Annotated in this window: 17 protein-coding genes, 1 tRNA gene and 1 pseudogene; 13 read left to right on the plus strand and 6 right to left on the minus strand. The window is 66.4% G+C overall.

The annotated features are described in order from the left end of the window. Positions 1–144 (plus strand): annotated as a pseudogene (locus BACI349Y_RS20470) (DUF3618 domain-containing protein); the annotation flags it as partial. Between the two features lie 104 nt (positions 145–248). Here BACI349Y_RS20470 and BACI349Y_RS00010 read toward each other — a convergent pair. Further along, on the minus strand, positions 249–974 hold the full coding sequence (locus tag BACI349Y_RS00010; RefSeq protein ID WP_159629324.1) for a LysR family substrate-binding domain-containing protein: 726 nt from the start codon (positions 972–974) through the stop codon (positions 249–251). A 58-nt stretch (positions 975–1,032) separates the two neighbouring features. On the opposite strand from BACI349Y_RS00010, the gene BACI349Y_RS00015 reads away from it, so the two are divergent. Next, the gene (locus BACI349Y_RS00015) at positions 1,033–1,434 is read left to right on the plus strand and encodes a DUF5997 family protein (RefSeq protein WP_159629326.1); all 402 of its coding nucleotides are present in this window, start codon (positions 1,033–1,035) and stop codon (positions 1,432–1,434) included. A gap of 90 nt (positions 1,435–1,524) precedes the next feature. Here BACI349Y_RS00015 and BACI349Y_RS00020 read toward each other — a convergent pair whose 3' ends face one another. Further along, on the minus strand, positions 1,525–1,905 hold the full coding sequence (locus BACI349Y_RS00020) for a VOC family protein (protein ID WP_159629328.1): 381 nt from the start codon (positions 1,903–1,905) through the stop codon (positions 1,525–1,527). A gap of 162 nt (positions 1,906–2,067) precedes the next feature. On the opposite strand from BACI349Y_RS00020, the gene BACI349Y_RS00025 reads away from it, so the two are divergent. Together BACI349Y_RS00025 and BACI349Y_RS00030 are read left to right on the plus strand one after the other, a co-directional pair. Next, positions 2,068–2,694: a hypothetical protein gene (locus tag BACI349Y_RS00025; RefSeq protein WP_159629330.1), complete on the plus strand. Its 627-nt coding sequence runs from the start codon at positions 2,068–2,070 to the stop codon at positions 2,692–2,694. Positions 2,695–2,754: 60 nt separating this feature from the next. Then, complete coding sequence (locus BACI349Y_RS00030; RefSeq protein ID WP_159629332.1) at positions 2,755–3,363, plus strand: DUF6919 domain-containing protein; 609 nt, start codon at positions 2,755–2,757, stop codon at positions 3,361–3,363. Positions 3,364–3,391: 28 nt separating this feature from the next. Here BACI349Y_RS00030 and BACI349Y_RS00035 read toward each other — a convergent pair whose 3' ends face one another. Further along, entirely contained in the window at positions 3,392–3,874 is a 483-nt protein-coding gene (locus BACI349Y_RS00035; protein ID WP_159629334.1) for a pyridoxamine 5'-phosphate oxidase family protein, read from the minus strand. 67 nt (positions 3,875–3,941) lie between these two features. Further along, on the minus strand, positions 3,942–5,387 hold the full coding sequence (locus BACI349Y_RS00040) for a flavin monoamine oxidase family protein (RefSeq protein WP_159629336.1): 1,446 nt from the start codon (positions 5,385–5,387) through the stop codon (positions 3,942–3,944). 82 nt (positions 5,388–5,469) lie between these two features. Between BACI349Y_RS00040 and BACI349Y_RS00045 the strand changes: the two genes are divergently transcribed. Beyond that, positions 5,470–6,180, plus strand: a complete 711-nt coding sequence (locus BACI349Y_RS00045; protein WP_236560664.1) for a TetR/AcrR family transcriptional regulator — start codon at positions 5,470–5,472, stop codon at positions 6,178–6,180. Between the two features lie 15 nt (positions 6,181–6,195). On the opposite strand, the gene BACI349Y_RS00050 is transcribed toward BACI349Y_RS00045, so the two are convergent. Next, positions 6,196–7,125: an NADP-dependent oxidoreductase gene (locus BACI349Y_RS00050; protein ID WP_159629338.1), complete on the minus strand. Its 930-nt coding sequence runs from the start codon at positions 7,123–7,125 to the stop codon at positions 6,196–6,198. Between the two features lie 152 nt (positions 7,126–7,277). Here BACI349Y_RS00050 and BACI349Y_RS00055 point away from each other — a divergent pair, with 152 nt between their 5' ends. Together BACI349Y_RS00055 and BACI349Y_RS00060 are read left to right on the plus strand one after the other, a co-directional pair. Continuing rightward, the gene (locus tag BACI349Y_RS00055) at positions 7,278–8,405 is read left to right on the plus strand and encodes an L-talarate/galactarate dehydratase (RefSeq protein ID WP_159629340.1); all 1,128 of its coding nucleotides are present in this window, start codon (positions 7,278–7,280) and stop codon (positions 8,403–8,405) included. A gap of 23 nt (positions 8,406–8,428) precedes the next feature. Then, complete coding sequence (locus tag BACI349Y_RS00060) at positions 8,429–9,148, plus strand: FadR/GntR family transcriptional regulator (RefSeq protein ID WP_159629342.1); 720 nt, start codon at positions 8,429–8,431, stop codon at positions 9,146–9,148. 156 nt (positions 9,149–9,304) lie between these two features. Here the strand turns inward: BACI349Y_RS00060 and BACI349Y_RS00065 are convergent. Next, positions 9,305–9,387: transfer RNA gene (locus BACI349Y_RS00065), tRNA-Leu, on the minus strand. Between the two features lie 395 nt (positions 9,388–9,782). Between BACI349Y_RS00065 and BACI349Y_RS00070 the strand changes: the two genes are divergently transcribed. From BACI349Y_RS00070 to BACI349Y_RS00095, 6 genes are read left to right on the plus strand one after another with little or no spacing between them, the layout of a single operon-like run. Beyond that, positions 9,783–10,526, plus strand: a complete 744-nt coding sequence (locus tag BACI349Y_RS00070) for an FhaA domain-containing protein (RefSeq protein ID WP_159629343.1) — start codon at positions 9,783–9,785, stop codon at positions 10,524–10,526. Beyond that, positions 10,523–11,005, plus strand: a complete 483-nt coding sequence (locus BACI349Y_RS00075; RefSeq protein ID WP_159629345.1) for an FHA domain-containing protein FhaB/FipA — start codon at positions 10,523–10,525, stop codon at positions 11,003–11,005. The genes BACI349Y_RS00070 and BACI349Y_RS00075 overlap by 4 nt, the downstream gene beginning before the upstream one ends. 2 nt (positions 11,006–11,007) lie before the next feature. After that, on the plus strand, positions 11,008–12,717 hold the full coding sequence (locus BACI349Y_RS00080) for a PP2C family protein-serine/threonine phosphatase (RefSeq protein WP_442858391.1): 1,710 nt from the start codon (positions 11,008–11,010) through the stop codon (positions 12,715–12,717). Next, on the plus strand, positions 12,714–14,102 hold the full coding sequence (locus BACI349Y_RS00085) for an FtsW/RodA/SpoVE family cell cycle protein (protein ID WP_159629347.1): 1,389 nt from the start codon (positions 12,714–12,716) through the stop codon (positions 14,100–14,102). Before BACI349Y_RS00080 ends, BACI349Y_RS00085 begins: the two co-directional genes overlap by 4 nt. Continuing rightward, on the plus strand, positions 14,099–15,559 hold the full coding sequence (locus tag BACI349Y_RS00090; RefSeq protein ID WP_159629349.1) for a peptidoglycan D,D-transpeptidase FtsI family protein: 1,461 nt from the start codon (positions 14,099–14,101) through the stop codon (positions 15,557–15,559). The genes BACI349Y_RS00085 and BACI349Y_RS00090 overlap by 4 nt, the downstream gene beginning before the upstream one ends. Further along, positions 15,556–17,286: a serine/threonine-protein kinase gene (locus BACI349Y_RS00095; RefSeq protein ID WP_159629351.1), complete on the plus strand. Its 1,731-nt coding sequence runs from the start codon at positions 15,556–15,558 to the stop codon at positions 17,284–17,286. Before BACI349Y_RS00090 ends, BACI349Y_RS00095 begins: the two co-directional genes overlap by 4 nt. Positions 17,287–17,294: the final 8 nt, after the last annotated feature.

A 17,294-nucleotide genomic window follows, 5' to 3' on the forward strand; every position in this document is an offset into this window, starting at 1 on the left:
AAGGAACCCGCCCAGGAAGCCATGGAAAACGTCAAGGCCACCGCCACCGACGCCGCCCAAAACGTCAAAACCGAAGGCCAATACGCAGCCACCGACGTCAAAGACCGCGCAACCGACGCCAAAGACACCATCCAAAACACCTAGTCCGCGCGGGCAGCGACGGACTGCAGCAAAGCCGGCTCCGCATCATGCGGGGCCGGCTTTCTATTATTCGGTCAACAACCAGGTGCCTGGTGGGCTCATGGGGGCTAGCGCTTGCCCTTCTTCCGCGATCCCTTGCCGCGGCCCTTGTCAGGGTTGGGGGCATAGCGCTGGGCCACCTTGGGCGCTTTTTTGGTTCCGGTGCCGCGGCGGTCCGGTTTGGGTTCCTTCTTCACCTTTTGCGGCTGGGCGGAGGGCTGGCGGGAGCTCTGGGCGGTGCGGCCGCGCACCACGCCAATGAATTCCTCCAGCACGTCGTCCGTGGCCTCCGCGGGCCAGGCCAGGGCGATTTCGGTCTCCACCGCCCCGGTGAGCCTGCGCGCCACGGTGTCTTTGACGTTGAAGTGGCGCGCCACTGACATTGGGAGGACCAGCAGCCCGGCCCCGGAGGCCACCACCTGGAGCGCCGTCTCCGGGCCGCCCAAGGCAGCAGTATCGAGGAAGGACTCCTGGGCAAGGTCGGCAAGGGCCACTTCCTCGAACACTGAGATCTCGTGGCCCTTGGGGGCAACCACCACGGGTTGTTCCTCGTAGAGCGGGATGACGCTGAGGCCGTCCCGGTCAATCGGAAGGCGGACGAAGGCCATGTCAGCCTGGCCGCCATCCAGCACCTGGCGCTGCACGCCGTCGTCGATCATGAATGCTTCAAGGGGAATATGGGGCATCCGCTCTTCCCAGCGGCGGATCCACTTGCCCGGCGTCACCCCTGCCACATACGCGACGCGCAGCACCCGCGGCGCCGCCTCGTCGGGGGCGGGCTGGGCATCAGGCATGGGGGCATTGTCGGCGGGCACGTCTTCACAGTACCCGCCGCCCGGATACCCTTGAAGCATGACCTCTGCAAACTCCCAGTCCATGAAGCCGGCCACCGTTGCCAAGAAACTTGGCATCTACCTGCCGGCCACCCCGCAGGAGTTCCAGGATTCAACCATTACCCGCGAGGAGTTCGCCGAACTCCAGGCCAACCCGCCGGAATGGCTTGCCGAACTCCGCCGCAATGGGCCGCACCCCCGCCCCGTGGTGGCCCAGAAGCTGAACGTGTCCATCAGCGGCCTGGCACGCGGCGGCGTGGAGGAAGCGCTCACGACGGCGGAGATCACCGCACTGCTGCAGGCTCCCCCGCAGTGGCTCGTCACCGAACGCGCCACGCACGCTGCAGTCCGTGCCGAGGCCCAGCGGGTCAAGGACGAGGCCGCGAAGAAGCAGGCAAAGAAGGACCGCGCCCAGGCTTAGCCTGCACCGCCGCCCTTTCAGAAGCTTGTTCGCCCGTCCGGAGCCTCAGCGTCCGGATGCGCGGACAAGCTTCTGTTGCATCCCGGGCCGTCAGTCCTGATGGATCTGGATGTAGTTACCACAGCCGTCGTCGAACACGGCGCTGGTCCCAAATGAGTCCGTGGTGGGCGGAGTCTTGAAGCTGACCCCGGCGGCCGACAGGCGGTCATACTCTGCCTGGACATCGGGTACCCCGAAAACGATGGCGGGGAGGCCGGCCTCACGCACGGCGTTCATGTAACTCGCGCCGATCGGGTTGTCGCTGGGCTCCAGGAGCAGCCCCACCGAACTGTCGGCCGCCCCCGGATCCTTAATGATGTACAGGTTGTACTCCGGCATGGCCATGAGGGTGTCAAAGCCGAGCGTGCCGGTGTAGAAGGCGTGGGCGGCCGCGGGGTCCTGGACGTGGATGCTGCACATTTTGAGTCGCATGGTCCCACGCTACCGCCCACCATGGCGCCCTTTGGAGTGCCTGCCTCCGCATTTTGCAGCCATTGACGCTGTGCCTGGAAGACGGTCCAATGGAAGGACCAGCCCGGGCTTTCCGGCCGGGGCCGAGTCTTTGTGGGGAATGACGGGCGCGGGAGGTGCAGGATGTCAGTCGTGGCGGAGTCCTTGACCCAGGGACTGCTTCAAGGTGCGGGGGTGGTCCTGCTGTGCGGTGCCGTGCTGGTTGCCAGCGTCGCCGCCACGGTTTTCGTTGTACGACGACGGTCCCTGGCACCCGCAAGCGGCGCACCGGAGGCTCCTGACCAGCTGTTTTGGGACCTGTTCCTCGGTTCGTGCGTGGCGCTTCCGGCCCTTCTGATCCCGGCCCTGGTTTCTCCCTGGGCGGGGCTGGTGCTGGCCGGAGCAGCTGCGGCTTCGGGCCTTGCGGCCTACCGGGGCAGCCCAAAGTTCCTGGCGTGGCGCGCAGCCCGGCGTGAATACCGGGAGCAGCTCTCCGCGCATCAGGCCGCGCGGATACAGCATGATGAGCTCATAGTCCGCTGGCGGCGCTACGAACTGGATCCCGGCTGCAGCATCGACTACCCGGCACTGACCGACGTGCGGCTGCCGGAAACGTCGGCACTGGTCAAGGCCATGCGGACCGCGGACCAACTGCGGACCGCCACGCACAAGGGCTACCCGGACGCCGTCGGCAGCCTGGCTGCATCGCTCGCAGCAGCGGAACGGGCGGCGGGAATTCCGGCGGCCATGCCAATGAAGCAGGCCGGCTGAAGTTAACTGCTGTGTCGAAGGGGTTGGATCGGCGCGGAGGCCCGGCGATAGCATCCCAAGATGAAGCCTGAGGAACTGCCTGTCCATGACGAGTACGGCCGGCTGCTGGAGGACCGCGGGGTCTGGCGGCAAGCCACCACGCTGGAGGCCGCCGGTGAGCTGACGGCACGGTGGCTGGAAGGCGGGAGTTCGTACCAGCCGGGCCACTTCGCTGCGGCGTTCGACGCCGAGACGGAACCACTGGCCGCGCCGTTGGCAGAGTTGAACCGCAGCGGGCTGTTCACGAAGGAGTCCCAGCCGGGCATCCTGGCTGATGGGGCGGCGCAGCGGCAGTACGTCACCGGCTTCTGCAGCGCCGAAACCGCGCGGAGCCTGCTGGCACTTTCCACCCGCACGGAGCTGGTGACGGTAGTCCACGCTCCCGGCGAGGCAAGCAGCGCCGCCATTCCCGTGACCCTGGCCGGAGCAGAGATCACCACGGTCCTCGGCTCCAGCGAGAACCCCGTGGAGGAGGCCCAGATCCAGGACTGGGCCGGGGAGACCAACGATGCGCTGGCCCTCCTGCTCGCGGATTCCTGGTATGTGGAGATCCTGGATCCTGTGTGGGGCCGCAATGACGTGCTGCTGCCTGCAGTCCTGGAGGCATTGAAAGGGGCGGAGCAGCAGTAGCCGCCCCGCCCCTTGTCAACAGCCTGCGCTACAGCTCCACAGTGCCGCTTTCGCCGACGCTCATGCGGCTGTTGGTGACTTTTGACTTCACCCACTGAAGCACCGTGGCAGCGGTGCCGCCCGGGCTGGTCCAGTACTCGGCAGAATCCGAATCGACCCGCAGCAGGCACACCTCGGGGGTGTCCGGGCCGTCCGGGAACCATGCTTCAACAACCTGGTTCCACATCTCGTGGATCTTGGCCCGGTCCGTGACCACTTCCGCGGTTCCGGCAACGGACACCCATTCGGTCTTCTTGCCAAAGGCGACGTTGACGCGCGGGTCGGCCTGGACGTGCGCTACCTGCGAGGTGCCAAGGCCCGTGAAGAACCACATGTCGCCGTCGTCCTTGACCTCCTGGACCGCCAGCGGCCGGCTGACGAGGGCGCCTGCTTCGTTGATGGTGGTGACCATTCCGATCTTGGAATCGTTGATGATCTCCGTAACCTTGCTGATGCTCTGGGCGTCAGTCATGCCTCACCTCGTTCGTCGAAAAGTCGGGGACGCTCCCCGTCGCCAGCCTATTAGTAAGCATGCTTATTTACCAGCCGGATGCCACCGGAACCTTGGCAACTTCTGCGATGCGCGCCGCGGTGATGCGGCCCATGCGGATGGCGCCGTCCACATGCTGGTAGCCCTCAGCGGCGAGATCGGACGAGGACCAGTAGATGGGGCCGACGGGGGCGTGCTGGTCCTTGCCGTAGCGGTGGAGTCCACCCAGGTCATAGCTGGAGGCATAGGCGCCGCGGGTCCACTCCTCGGAACCCCAATCGGACTCGTAGTAGACCTCCGGCGCCAGGGCTTCCGCGCCCAGGTAACCGGCGATCGAGTCGAGGATCGCCTTCCTGCGCTCTTCGGCACTCAACTCGAAAACGGCGTCGGCCTTCTCATCGGAGACGAAGCCCACCAGCGTGCCGCGGGCATCGCCATGGTTGGTGTTGTCGTACACCTCCTGGACCAGGGCGTCTGCCCCGAAACAGGTCCCGGAAAGTCCCTTGTCCCGCCAGAACGGGGTGCTGTAGACGGCGTGCACCTTGATGACCAGGCCCAGGGACTGGTGCTGGTGCATCTGGTGCTGGCGGCGCGGCAGCGGCGGATTGAAGGAGACACGGGAGTAGAGGTTGGGCGGCACGGCCATGATGACGAACCGGGCGTTCACTGTGGCCCGGTCGGATTCAACGGTGACGCGGTGGCCGCCGTCGGCATCCGGCTCCCAGTTGATGGTGCGGACCGGGGAGCCAAGGACCACGTCCTCCCCCAGTTCCTGCGCCTGCAGCAGCGAGACCTGCTGCATTCCACCCACCACGCGGCGGTCCAGGATGAAGTCCTCGTCCGTCAGGTGGGTGAAGGAGCCGGCCGAGGCGGCCATCAGGACGGCCTGCAGGGCGGAGAAGGAGTGCGCGGGCTTGGTGAGCATGCCGCCGGCGATGAACAGGCCGATGTTCCTGCAGGCTTCCTCATTGGCCGAGTTCTGCCGCAGCCAGTGGTGGAAGGAGATGGTGTCCAGTTCACGCGCTTTGGGGTGCGCCCAGGGTTCGGTTGGTCCAATCTCCGCGGCGAGTCCGTCCAGCAGCGCCACCAGGCGGTCCATTTCGACGGCGGTGTCCGGGTCCACCGGAAAGGTGTTCCCGGTGTAGCGCACGGGTGAGCCGTCGGCGCCAATGTAGATGGACTCTCCTTCGCGGTAGCGCGGATAGGTCTCCAGGCCCAGTTCCTGGAGCAGTTCCAGGAGGGCGGTCTGGTCCGGCGAGACCCACTGTCCGCCGATTTCGAGCATGGCCCCATCAACGGTGTCGGTCCAGGTGCGGCCGCCCACCCGGTCGCGGGCCTCAAGCACGGCGACGGTGAGGCCGGCCTTCTTCAGTTCACGGGCGGCGGTGAGTCCGGACGGCCCGGCTCCAACGACCACGACGTCGCGGTTCAGGTTCAGCATGATGTCCTCTCTGCGGCCCTCGGTGACGGGGACCACTAAATGAATGCCATTCATTTAGCTAGAACTATAGCCGGTGCCTGCCGGGAGCGGAAGTGCTGGATGGAATAATGCAGGGGACACCGACGAAAGGGCAGCAATGCCGGCAGTATCAGCCGCACAGGGGCGCTCCGCCAGCAACGGCGGCGCACAGAGGAGGCGGGCAGGCCGGCCGTCGGCTGCAGTGCTGGACAAGGCGGGGATCACGGCAGCCGCCCTGGAACTGGTGAGCCGGAAAGGTTATGACGGCCTGACCATGGCGGCGCTGGCCAAGGTGCTCGACGTGGCACCTTCCGCCCTTTATAACCATGTGAAATCCAAACAGGACGTACTGCTCCTGGTGGAGGACCACCTGATGTCACTGGTGGACGTCTCAGGTTTCGGGGGCGGCAGCTGGGAAGACGCCGTGCGCACCTGGGCGTGGAGCTACCGGGATGTCTTCGCCGAACATACCCCGCTCATTCCCGTTATCGCAGTCCTGCCGGTGACGGACGCCCCCCAGACCCTTGCCATGTATGAAACCGTCAGCAAGGGGTTTTTCGACGCCGGGTTCCCCCGGGAGCGCATTGTCCCCGCCATCGTGGCGCTGGAGTCCTTTATTTTCGGCTCTGCGTACGACGTCACGGCACCGGAGGACATCTTCGATTCCGGTTCCATGGCGGAATCCACGCCGCATTTCACCGCGGCCGTGCGGAGTTCGGGCCACGGGCAGGACGGGCCGGCCGGGCAGGAACGTGGCCGCCCGGCCGATACCGCCTTCCAGCTTGGGCTCGAGGCCCTGATTGCCGGTTTCGGAGCCATCAGGACCTAGCGGCCCTCACGGACCTCAGGGGGTTTGGTCCACTGCCACAACAATCTTGCCGCGGGTATGCCCGGCCATGTTGAGCCGGAATGCATCGGCGGCCCGGTCCAGCGGAAATACCTCGGCGACCTCCACCCGCATCTTCCTGTCGTCCACCAGATCCGCAAGCTGCTGGAGTTGGGCGCCCACAGGGCTTACCCACATCCAGGTTCCGCCATGTTCCTCCACGTCACTGTCGGCGATGGAGGCGTGCCTGCCGCCGTCGGCAAGCACCGCGAGGGTAGCCTCAAGATTGCCGCCGACAAAATCGGCAACCACCTCAACACCGTCCGGGCGGAGGGACCGGACCCGGTCGGCAAGGCCGTCACCGTAGGTGATGGGATGTGCGCCCAGGGACCGGAGGAAATCGTGGTTCTTTTCCGACGCCGTCGCAATGACATGGGCGCCCAGGGCCACGGCGATCTGGACGCCCAGGGATCCCACGCCGCCGGCCCCTCCGTGGATCAGCACGGTCTCGCCGGACGCGAGGCCAAGGCGGTTCAGGACCTGGTAGGCAGTCAATCCGGCCAACGGGAGCCCTGCGGACTCGTTCCATTCGAGGGTGGCGGGCTTTCGGGCCAGGAGCCTTTCAGGAAGGGCAATGTATTCGGCGAAGCTGCCGCCGTGGACATAATCCTTGCGGCCGTAGGAGATGACTTCGTCCCCGGGCTTGAACTGCTGGGAATCGATTCCCACGGATTCCACCACGCCCGCCACGTCCCATCCCGGAACCGCCGGGAACTGCAGGTCCATCGCAGCATCCAGGTAGCCGGCCATGATCTTCCAGTCCACAGGGTTTACCGAAGCCGCCTTGACCTTGACCAGGACCATTCCGGGTCCCACTTTCGGCATGGGCTGCTCAGTGAGCTCAAGGACGTCGGGGCTGCCGTATTCGCTGTAAGTAATCGCCTTCATGCCTGCGTCAACAGCCTCCTGGCCTGCAGCTATTCCGGCCGGGCACCGTAAGTGGCGCATCGCACGGACGGCCCCACCTACTTGTAATACAAGTATGTGACTTATATCCTAAGAGGGTGGGCGAAGGAGCCCGCCCCGCCCAAGGAGATTAAATGAGCACCGTCGACTTCATCCGGCATGTCAGGCTGTCCACCGCCAGGCTTCCCCTCACCGTTCCCATCAGCGACGCCAAGGTCTTCACCGGCCGGCAGAAGCCCATGACCGAGGTGGTCTTCCTGTTCGCCGAGATCACCACCGAACTGGGCCATTCAGGGATCGGCTTCAGCTACTCCAAGCGTGCCGGAGGGCCGGCCCAGTACGCCCACGCCAAGGAAGTTGCCGAAGGCCTCATCGGTGAGGACCCCAACGACATCGCCAGGATCTACACCAAGCTCCTGTGGGCAGGCGCATCCGTGGGACGGTCCGGCGTCGCCACCCAGGCCCTCGCCGCCGTCGACATCGCTTTGTACGACCTCAAGGCGAAGCGCGCCGGACTGCCGCTGGCCAAGCTCCTTGGCTCCTACCGCGACTCCGTGCGGACCTACAACACCTCCGGCGGCTTCCTGAATGCCACGCTGGAGGAGGTAAAGGCTCGCGCCACCCAGTCGATCGAGGAGGGCATCGGCGGCATCAAGATCAAGGTGGGCCTGCCGGACAGCAAGGAAGACCTGCGCCGCGTTGCCGGAATCCGCGACCACATCGGTCCTGACGTTCCGCTCATGGTGGACGCCAACCAGCAGTGGGACCGCGCCACCGCCCTGCGCATGGGCCGCCGCCTCGAGGAATTCGACCTTATCTGGATTGAAGAGCCGCTGGACGCCTACGACTTCGAAGGCCACGCCCACCTGGCGCAGGTCCTGGACACCCCTATTGCCACCGGCGAAATGCTTGCCTCCGTGGCCGAGCACAAGGGCCTCATTGCCGCGAACGGCTGCGACATCATCCAGCCCGACGCCCCTCGCGTCGGTGGCATCACCCAATTCCTCCGCCTCGCCGCCCTTGCGGACGAGCGCGGACTGGGACTTGCCCCGCATTTCGCCATGGAGATCCATCTCCACCTCGCTGCCGCCTATCCGCGCGAGCCCTGGGTGGAGCACTTCGACTGGCTGGACCCCTTATTCAACGAGCGCCTGGAAACCAAGGACGGCCGGATGATCGTCCCCGACCGCCCAGGCCTGGGCGTCACACTGAGCGACCAGGCACGGGCCTGGACCACCGAAAGCGTTGAGTTCGGCGCGTAACCCCGACGCCGTACCCTTGAGCCATGAGCCGGAACCTCACCGCTGACCTTGCCGCTGACCTCCGCAACCGCATCGTGGACGGCGTGATCCAGCCGGGCGAGAAGCTGCCCAGCGAGAACACGCTCATCAGCGACTTCGGCGTCAGCCGCACTGTGGTGCGGGCCGCCCTCACCCGGCTGCAGGCGGAGGGCCTCGTCGAAACCGAGCGCGGCCGCGGCAGCTTCGCCCTTACTCCGCCCGCGGAAGGGCCGCTGGCAGTGCCCGGAGTCCGCCCCGTGGCCACTACAGAGGACCGGCTGCACCTGCTGGCCTTCCGCATGGGCGTGGAGACGGAGGCTGCGGCCCTGGCCGCCCGGAACCACACGGACCGGCAACTGCGCGCCGCCAGTACGGCACTGGACGCCTTCACCGGAAGCGCGGGCCATCCTGCCCATGCCATGAAATCGGACTTCGAGTTCCACCGGGCCGTGGCCGCAGCATCCGGCAACCCCTATTACTCGGACTGCCTGGCGGCCCTGGGCCAGACCATGATTGCCATGCCCCGCACCCGCCTGATGACCGGCGTCGAGCATTACGCCCGGGACCATTTTGACCAGGTGGTCCAGGAGCACCGGTCCATCCTGGAGGCGATCGCCGACCGTGACGAGGCTGCCGCGGCGGCAGCCATGCGCAGCCACCTGGCCAACTCACGACGCCGGTTCAAGGCTTCAGCGCGCCCGTCCAGCCAGGGGCCCGTCCGTTAGCGCCGCCGGCCAGGCGCTCAACGCACCCGCCACCGGACGAACCACCCTGGAACGCGCGGGTGCGAAGTCCTTGCGCGGGGGCGATCCTTCAGAACCGCTGATCCATGGGGAAACGCAAAAGAGCCCCGGTCCAAGACCGGGGCTCTTCCATTTGCGTGCGCGAGGGGGGATTTGAACCCCCACGCCCTTTCGGACACTGGCACCTGAAGCCAGCGCGTCTGCCGTTCCGCCACTCGCGCGCAACTTCCTCCACTCAGCCGGACCGGTTTCCCGTTCCGCGCCTCGTAAAAGCAGCGAGATCAAGCATAACGGACAGATGCCGCAAATTACCAATTGGCCCCCGTCCGCCCTCCCGCGGCCCTCTACGACAGGCTAAAAGCCGCGCAAAAGCAGGCATCACTGGGTAATCAGCCCCGCCCCGGATTCTCCGCCGCCACAGCCCGGAGCAGTCACGCATCCGAACTTTTGCCGGCGCCCGGCCGTTGTGGATTAAGGTCATTCGCAGGGCTGGCCATTAGTATCGGATGTAGGAGTGGCCACTGCCCGCGGGCATCACCGCGCAACGATGGACTGCCCTGCAGGTGCTGGCCAGCAACAACTACTGCCCCGGAGCCGGGGGGAAAGGAGAAGAACCATGGGTCTGCTGGACAAGGTTGAACGTGGCATTGAAAAGGCCGTCCGCGGCGTCTTCTCCACCGGTTCCAAAGCGCAGGTTGAGCCCGTTGAGATCGCCAGCCGGCTCCGCCGCGAGGTGGACCACAAAGCCCTCACCGTGGCGGCCGGACGCACGCTGGTACCCAACGTCTTCGACGTCCAGCTCAGTGACGATGACTTTGGCCGCGCACAGGAATGGGGCACGCCGCTGGCCGAAGAACTCTGCGACGTGGTCATCAACCACGTCCGCAGCCAGGGCTACACCCTCCAGGGCCCCGTCCGCATTTCGTTCCGGCGCGACTCCGAACTCCGCGCCGGGGATTTCGAAATAGCCTCCTCCACCGAAAAATCCCAGGGATCCGCCGCCCAGCCGAAGCCCCAGCCCAACGTTCCGGCGGCCCCGAGCCGGCAGCCTGTCAGGCTCCAGCCGGTGCTGGACATTGACGGCCAGCGCTATTCGCTCAACGCCCCGTCCATCATCCTGGGCCGGTCCTCAGAGGCGGACATCCACATCGAAGACACGGGCGTATCCCGGCGCCACCTGGAGATCCGCACGGCCAACGGTGTCACCAGCGCCGTGGACCTGGGATCCACCAATGGCAGCTACGTCAACGGCCAAAAGGTTTCCGGAAGCACCGAACTCACAGACGGCTCCACCATCACGATGGGACGGACAAAGATCATCTTCCGCCTGCTTCCTGCCAACCAGGGTGGCCACGCATGAGCGACCTCACCATCACCGCGCTGCGGTTCGGCTTCCTGCTGCTCCTCTGGGTCCTGATCTTCAGCATCGTCTCCGCCATGCGCCGGGACCTGATGCTGGGCCGCAAGGCTGCGGCCGGTGCACCCACAGCCCGCCAGATCCGGCGAAACCCCGAACTGGCCGAAGCGCCGCCACAGCCCGTGAAACAGCAGGCCCGGCAGCTGGTGGTGCTCGAAGGTCCGCTCAAGGGCCGGACCGTGCCCCTGGCAGCGAGCCCCATCCTGCTGGGACGCGCCCAGGAAGCCACCCTGGTCCTTGAGGACGATTACGCCTCCGGCCGCCATGCCAGGCTCTTTCCGCAGGGCAGCCGCTGGTTCATTGAAGATCTTGGTTCCACCAACGGAACCTACCTGGGAGACCAGCAACTTACCCGTGCCCTGCCTGTCGAGCCAGGGGTACCCGTGAGAATCGGCAAGACGGTCATTGAATTGAGGCCGTAACTGTGGCCGAGGCTGAAAACCCCGCAACCGGCTCCAGTCCGGCTCAGCGGCCCCTCATCATGCGCTTCGCCGCGCGGTCGGACGTGGGCCGGATCCGTTCCAAGAACGACGATTCCGCTTACGCCGGCCGCCATCTCGCAGTGGTCGCGGATGGCATGGGCGGCCACGCGGGCGGCGATGTTGCCTCAGCTGCGACCGTCCTGGACATGATCCACCTGGACAGCCCGAACCACGGGGCGGACGCCGGGACCGTGCTGGCCGATGAGATCCAAACTGCCAACTCCCTGCTCTCTGAACTGGTGCACATCAACCCGAAGCTCGCGGGTATGGGCACCACCGTCACTGCGCTGCTGCTGGCGGACGACAAACTGCATTTCGCCCACATCGGCGACTCACGCGCCTACCGGCTCCGCGACGGTGAATTCAAGCAGGTCAGCGTGGACCACACCTTCGTCCAGCGGCTCATCGACGAAGGCCGGCTGCGGCCTGAGGAAGCGGAAACGCACCCGCACAAGAACGTCCTCATGCGCGTCCTGGGTGACGTCGATGCCAGCCCCGAGCTGGACCTGGACACCCTGGACGCCCGGCCCGGGGACCGCTGGCTGCTGTGCTCGGATGGACTGAACTATGTGGCCGCGCATGCGGTGGAGCGGACTGTCCGCGAAACCCACAACCTGCATGAGTGCGCCGAAACCCTTGTTGAACTGACCCTTGAGGCCGGTTCCCCGGACAACGTCACCGTGGTCATGGTGGACATCGTGGAGGAAACGCCCGACGACGTCAGCACGGCAGCCGTCGAAATTGTCCCGCCGGTGCAGGGCAGCAAGCCCGCTGCCGCGGCGGATGCTTCCCCCGCAGCCCAGGCTGCTGCCGCCGTGCCGGCCGATGGCAAGGAGGCGGCCGGTTCGGAAGCCGGAGCTCCCAAGCCAGGTACCGGGCCTGCCAAGGAAACGGAAGACGGCGCCGGCGCCAAGGACGGCGACGCCAGCCCGGCCGACTCCGGCGGCACCGACCCCCACCTTGGGGAACACCTCTCCGCCGAGGTCCTGCGCGAAGAGCTGGCCTCCCGCCCGCATGAACTGGTGGGCGCCGCTGCTGCTGCCGCGGAGTCCGGTTCCATCCCCACCGTCGCCGGCCGTACGGTGGCCCGGCGGGCAGCAACGCTCCTGACGCACAAGGCGGAACCGGCAGACGGGGAAGACACCCTGCCGCCACTGCGTCCCCGCCGCTGGTTGACCTGGTCCATCGCGGCCGCCGTCCTGGTAGTGGTGGCCGTTGGCCTCTGGCTTGGTTACGCATGGACGCAGACCCGCTACTACGTGGGCGAGTTCGACTCCCGCGTGGCCATCTACAACGGGGTGTCGCAGCGGCTGGGTCCCATCCAGCTTTCCTCCCTGGAAGCAGTGACGGATATCCGCATGGACTCCCTCCCGCCGTTCTCGCAGCAGCGCGTGCGGCAGACGGTGCCTGCCAATGACCTCTACGACGCCCAGCGGATCGTCAAGAACCTGGAGCTCACCGGAACAACTTCGCCCGAGGAAGAGTGCCCCAAGCCTTCCGCGTCCGCCAGTGCCCCGGCACCCTCCAACAGTGCGCCCCCTGCCAGTGCAGCGGCGCCGCCACCGGCACCGGATGCGTCCGCTCCTGCCCCGGCGCCGTCCGCACCGTCACCCTCACCTACTCCGACCATCACCTGCGAGGCGGCCAAATGAGCCAGGTAAACACCATGCCCAAGCCTCGCCGCAACGTGGAACTTGCGTTGCTGCTGCTGGCCCTTGCCGTCGGCATCGGCGCCAACATGATGGTGGGCGTGGACCAGGAGAAGGCTTTCGACTCGGATTTCTGGTTCCAGTCCAGCCTGCTGGCAGCGGCCGCCCTGGTGTTCCACGGCGTCCTGCGGTTCCGCGCTAAATATGCCGATCCAGTAATACTTCCGATCGTTGTCGCCCTCAACGGCCTGGGCCTGGCAATGATCCACCGGCTTGATGCTCCCGGCGAGGACACCGGCAACAACCAGCTCCGGTGGACCCTCATTGCCATGGCAGTGGCCATCGCCGTGGTCTTCTTCCTCAAGGACCACCGCATCCTGCGCCGGTTTACCTTCATCTCGCTGGCAGCCTCGGCCCTGTTGCTGATCCTGCCGCTTGTCCCGGGAATCAGCGCCGGTGAAATCCTGGGCGCGAGGGTGTGGATCAGGGTCGGCCCCATGACGTTCCAGCCCGGCGAAGTCGCCAAGATTACACTGGCCATATTCTTCGCCGGGTATCTGTCCTCCAACCGCGACCTCATCCTGCTCGCCGGCCGCAAGATCGGCCCCATGCAGTTCCCGCGGTTCAAGGACATGGGCCCCATGATCACCGCCTGGCTGGTCAGCATCGGCGTGCTCATCTTCCAGCGCGACCTGGGCTCCTCCCTGTTGTTCTTCGGCCTGTTCATCGTCATGATCTACGTGGCCACCAGCCGGATCAGCTGGGTGGTGATCGGGCTGGCCCTGATCATTGGCGGCGGCTTCGTGGCGGCCCAGGTGTTCGCCCACGTCCAGCAGCGCGTCTACGGCTGGCTCAACGCCTTCTCCCCCGACGTCTATGAGAACGGCAGCCGGCAGGTCATCGAAGGCCTGTTCGGCATGGCCAATGGCGGCCTGGTGGGCACCGGCCTTGGCCAGGGGCGTCCGGACCTTGTCCCTTTCGCCAACAGCGACATGATCATCGCCTCACTGGGCGAGGAACTGGGGTTGATCGGCCTGTTCGCCGTGGTCCTGCTGTACCTGCTGTTCATCACCCGTGGCTTCCGAGCCGCCCTGGGCACCCGGGACGCGTTCGGGAAACTCCTCGCCTGCGGCCTTTCCTTCGCAGTCGCCCTCCAGTGCTTCGTGGTCATCGGCGGCGTCACCCGGCTCATTCCGTTGACCGGGCTCACCACCCCCTTCCTCGCGGCCGGCGGATCGTCCCTCCTGGCCAACTGGATCATCGTGGGACTGCTCCTGATGATTTCGCACGCCGCCCGCGGACCCGTGGACACCACTCCGCTCCCGCCCGCAGGCGTGGCGGCGGCAACCGGCATTGACACTCCAACCGAGGCGGTGAAGCAGGCGTGAACCAGGCAATCCGACACTCATGGGTAGCCGCAGTGGCCATGTTTGCGCTGCTCTTCGGCGCCATCAGCTTTGTGCAGGTGGTGGGCGCCGACGATCTCAAGACCAATCCGCTGAACCAGCGCGCCATTCTCCAGAACTACTGCAATGACCGCGGCGCCATCATCGTTGGCGGCACTCCCGTCGCCGAGTCGGTGGAGACCGGCTCGGAGACCTGCAAGTTCCAGCGCACCTACCCCCAGCCGGAGCTGTATGCCGGGATCACCGGCTACTTCTCGAAGAACTACGGAGCCACGGGCCTTGAACAGGCCATGGGCGCCGAACTGGCAGGCAACTCGGACCAGCTCTTCCTTGACCGGGTGGGCCAGCTCTTCCTGGGCAACCAGCCCAAGGGCGCCTCGGTGGAACTGACCATCGACCCCCAGATCCAGCAGCTCGCCTACAGCCTGATCCCGGACGGCCAGCGCGGCTCGATCGTGGTCACCAACCCCAAAACCGGTGCCATCCTGGCCATGGCATCCAAGCCGTCCTACAATCCGAACCTCGCCGCCACGCAGGACGCCGCCGCCGAAGGCGCCAACATGAACGAACTGGTGAAGGTCCCCGGCATCAACCTGAACCAGAACGTCAGCGGCCCCACCGGCGAGCTGCTCGCTCCGGGATCGGTCTTCAAACTGGTGGACACTGCCGCGGCCCTGGCGTCGGGGAAGTACAACAAGGACAGCGTCCTGCCCAACCCCGCCGAGATGCCTTTCGACGGCATCCAGTACAAGCTTCCCAACTACGCCGGCGGCAACTGCTACACCAAGGACACCGCGGGGTTCGCCTTCGCCCTGCAGCAGTCCTGCAACACGCCGTTCGCCAGCATCGCCCTGGACCTTGGCCGTGACGCCATTGCCGCCCAGTACAAGAAGTTCGGGTTCGGCGAGGACGTTGGAAACCAGCTGAAGCTTGGCCACGCAACGGGGAACGGGTTCCCCGACAAGCTGGACGCGCCGGGCCTGGCCCAGTCCGCCATCGGCCAGAAGGATGTCCGGGTGACGCCACTGCAGGTGAACATGATGACGAACGCCATCGCGAACGGCGGCGTCCAGATGGCGCCCAGCCTGGTCAAAACGCTGCGGTCCCCTGATCTGCGCGTTATTGACGAGCCACAGCCGGCCCAGCTCAGGACGTCCACCAGCCCGGAGATCGCCAAGCAAATCACCGAATGGATGACCAGCGTGGTGACGGACGGTATCGCCAAGAGTGCTGCGGTGCCCGGCGTGCAGGTCGCGGGCAAGACCGGCACCGCCGAGCTCGGCAACGGAACCAACAACTCGTGGTTCACCGGGTTCGCCCCCGCTGACAATCCCAAGGTCAGCGTCACGATCGTCATGGAAGGCGTAGACATCTACGCGGGAGCAAAGCTGACCAGTCCTAACGCGAAGAAGATTTTTGAGGCGGTGTTGAATAAGTGAGGCCTACAACGGGAATCACCCTCGGCGGCAGATTCCAGCTGACCACGCGGATTGCGATCGGCGGCATGGGGGAAGTTTGGAAGGCCAAAGACCTCGTCCTGGGCCGCATCGTCGCCATCAAGGTGCTGAAGGAGGAGTACACCGGCGACCCGGGATTCCTCCAGCGCTTCCGCGCCGAGGCCCGCCACACCGCCCTCCTGAACCACGTGGGGATCGCCAACGTCTTCGACTACGGCGAAGAAGAGGGCTCAGCCTACCTGGTCATGGAACTGGTCCCGGGGCAGCCGCTGAGCAGCATCATCGAACACGAGCAGGTGCTCTCGCCCGACCGTACGCTGTCGATCATCGCGCAGACCGCCCGCGCCCTGGCCGTTGCGCACGCCCAGGGCCTTGTCCACCGCGACGTCAAGCCTGGCAACCTCCTGATCACCCCTGACGGGCGGGTCAAGGTCACCGACTTCGGCATCGCCCGCCTCGCCGACCAGGTGCCCCTCACCCAGACCGGGCAGGTCATGGGTACCGCGCAGTACCTGGCGCCCGAACAGGCAACGGGCCAGACCGCAACCGGTTCGTCGGACATCTACTCACTGGGCGTCATCGGATACGAGTGCCTCAGCGGCCACCGCCCGTTCTCCGGCGAATCGCAGATCGCCATTGCCCTGGCCCAGGTGAACGACGCCCCGCCGCCCCTTCCGGAGAGCCTGCCCACGCCGGTCCGCGCGCTCCTGATGTCCATGCTGGCCAAGGACCCCAAGGACCGCCCGGCGAATGCCATCAAGCTCGCCGAAGCTGCGGAAGCCATCCGTAACGGGGATGTGGGCGCTGCCCGTGCCGCGGTGCCCGGCATGCTTCTTTTCGACGCCGATACCGGCCCCATCACCGCACCCGTTGACACGGCCACGGCCCCCACGGGCGTCATCGGCACACAGCGTGACTCGGCCCCCACCGCCACATCCGCCCTCCCGGTGATGGGCGCGGCCGCGGCAGGCGCTGCGGCTGGTATGGCTGCCAGCGCCCACGGCGCATCAGCCGATGGCGGGGAGCGTGCGCAGGGGCCGCTGGCCCGCGCCAACGCATTGGCTGCCGAGCGGAACTGGGACCAGGAGGAGGAAACGTACGACGACGCGCCCTCCGATGAGCCCCGGCGCAAGGGACGCAGCCCGTGGACCTGGCCCTTGGTTGCCCTGATCCTGCTGCTCCTCTTCGCCCTGGTGGGATTCCTCCTGAACCAGGTGGGGCTCTTCTCGCCGGCCGGCAACCCCAGCTCCAGCGCCACCGCCAGCAGTGCACCGCCGTCGTCCGCGACGCCCACGCGGACCAGCGCCTCGGCCACGCCCACGCAGACGCGCAGCACGCCGACGCCCACACCCACCACGCAGCCCACCCAGGCCACGGTCAACGTCATACCGGCGGCGTACCTTGGCAAGGACTACCGGCAGGTCCAGTCCGCGCTGGCGGGCCTGGGACTCCAGGTGACTGTCCTTCCGCAGGAGAGCAGCACCGAGACGCCTGGTACTGTGCTGGAGCTCAACCCCACCGGGACGGTGCCCAAGGGTTCGCTCATCACCGTCATCTACGCCACGGCTCCCAGCCCCGCGCCCACCACGGCGGCGCCAAGCCCTGCCCCCACGTCCTCGTCCCCGGTGGCGGGACCGACGCCCATCTCGCCCCTGGCAACCTGTGCGGCCGGCCAGACGCCGGGAGTACCCCCAACCTGCGCACCCTGACCGTCGGG

It is taken from the genome of Arthrobacter sp. 8AJ (genome assembly GCF_902506025.1).
In the GTDB taxonomy this organism is placed as follows: Bacteria; Actinomycetota; Actinomycetes; order Actinomycetales; family Micrococcaceae; genus Arthrobacter.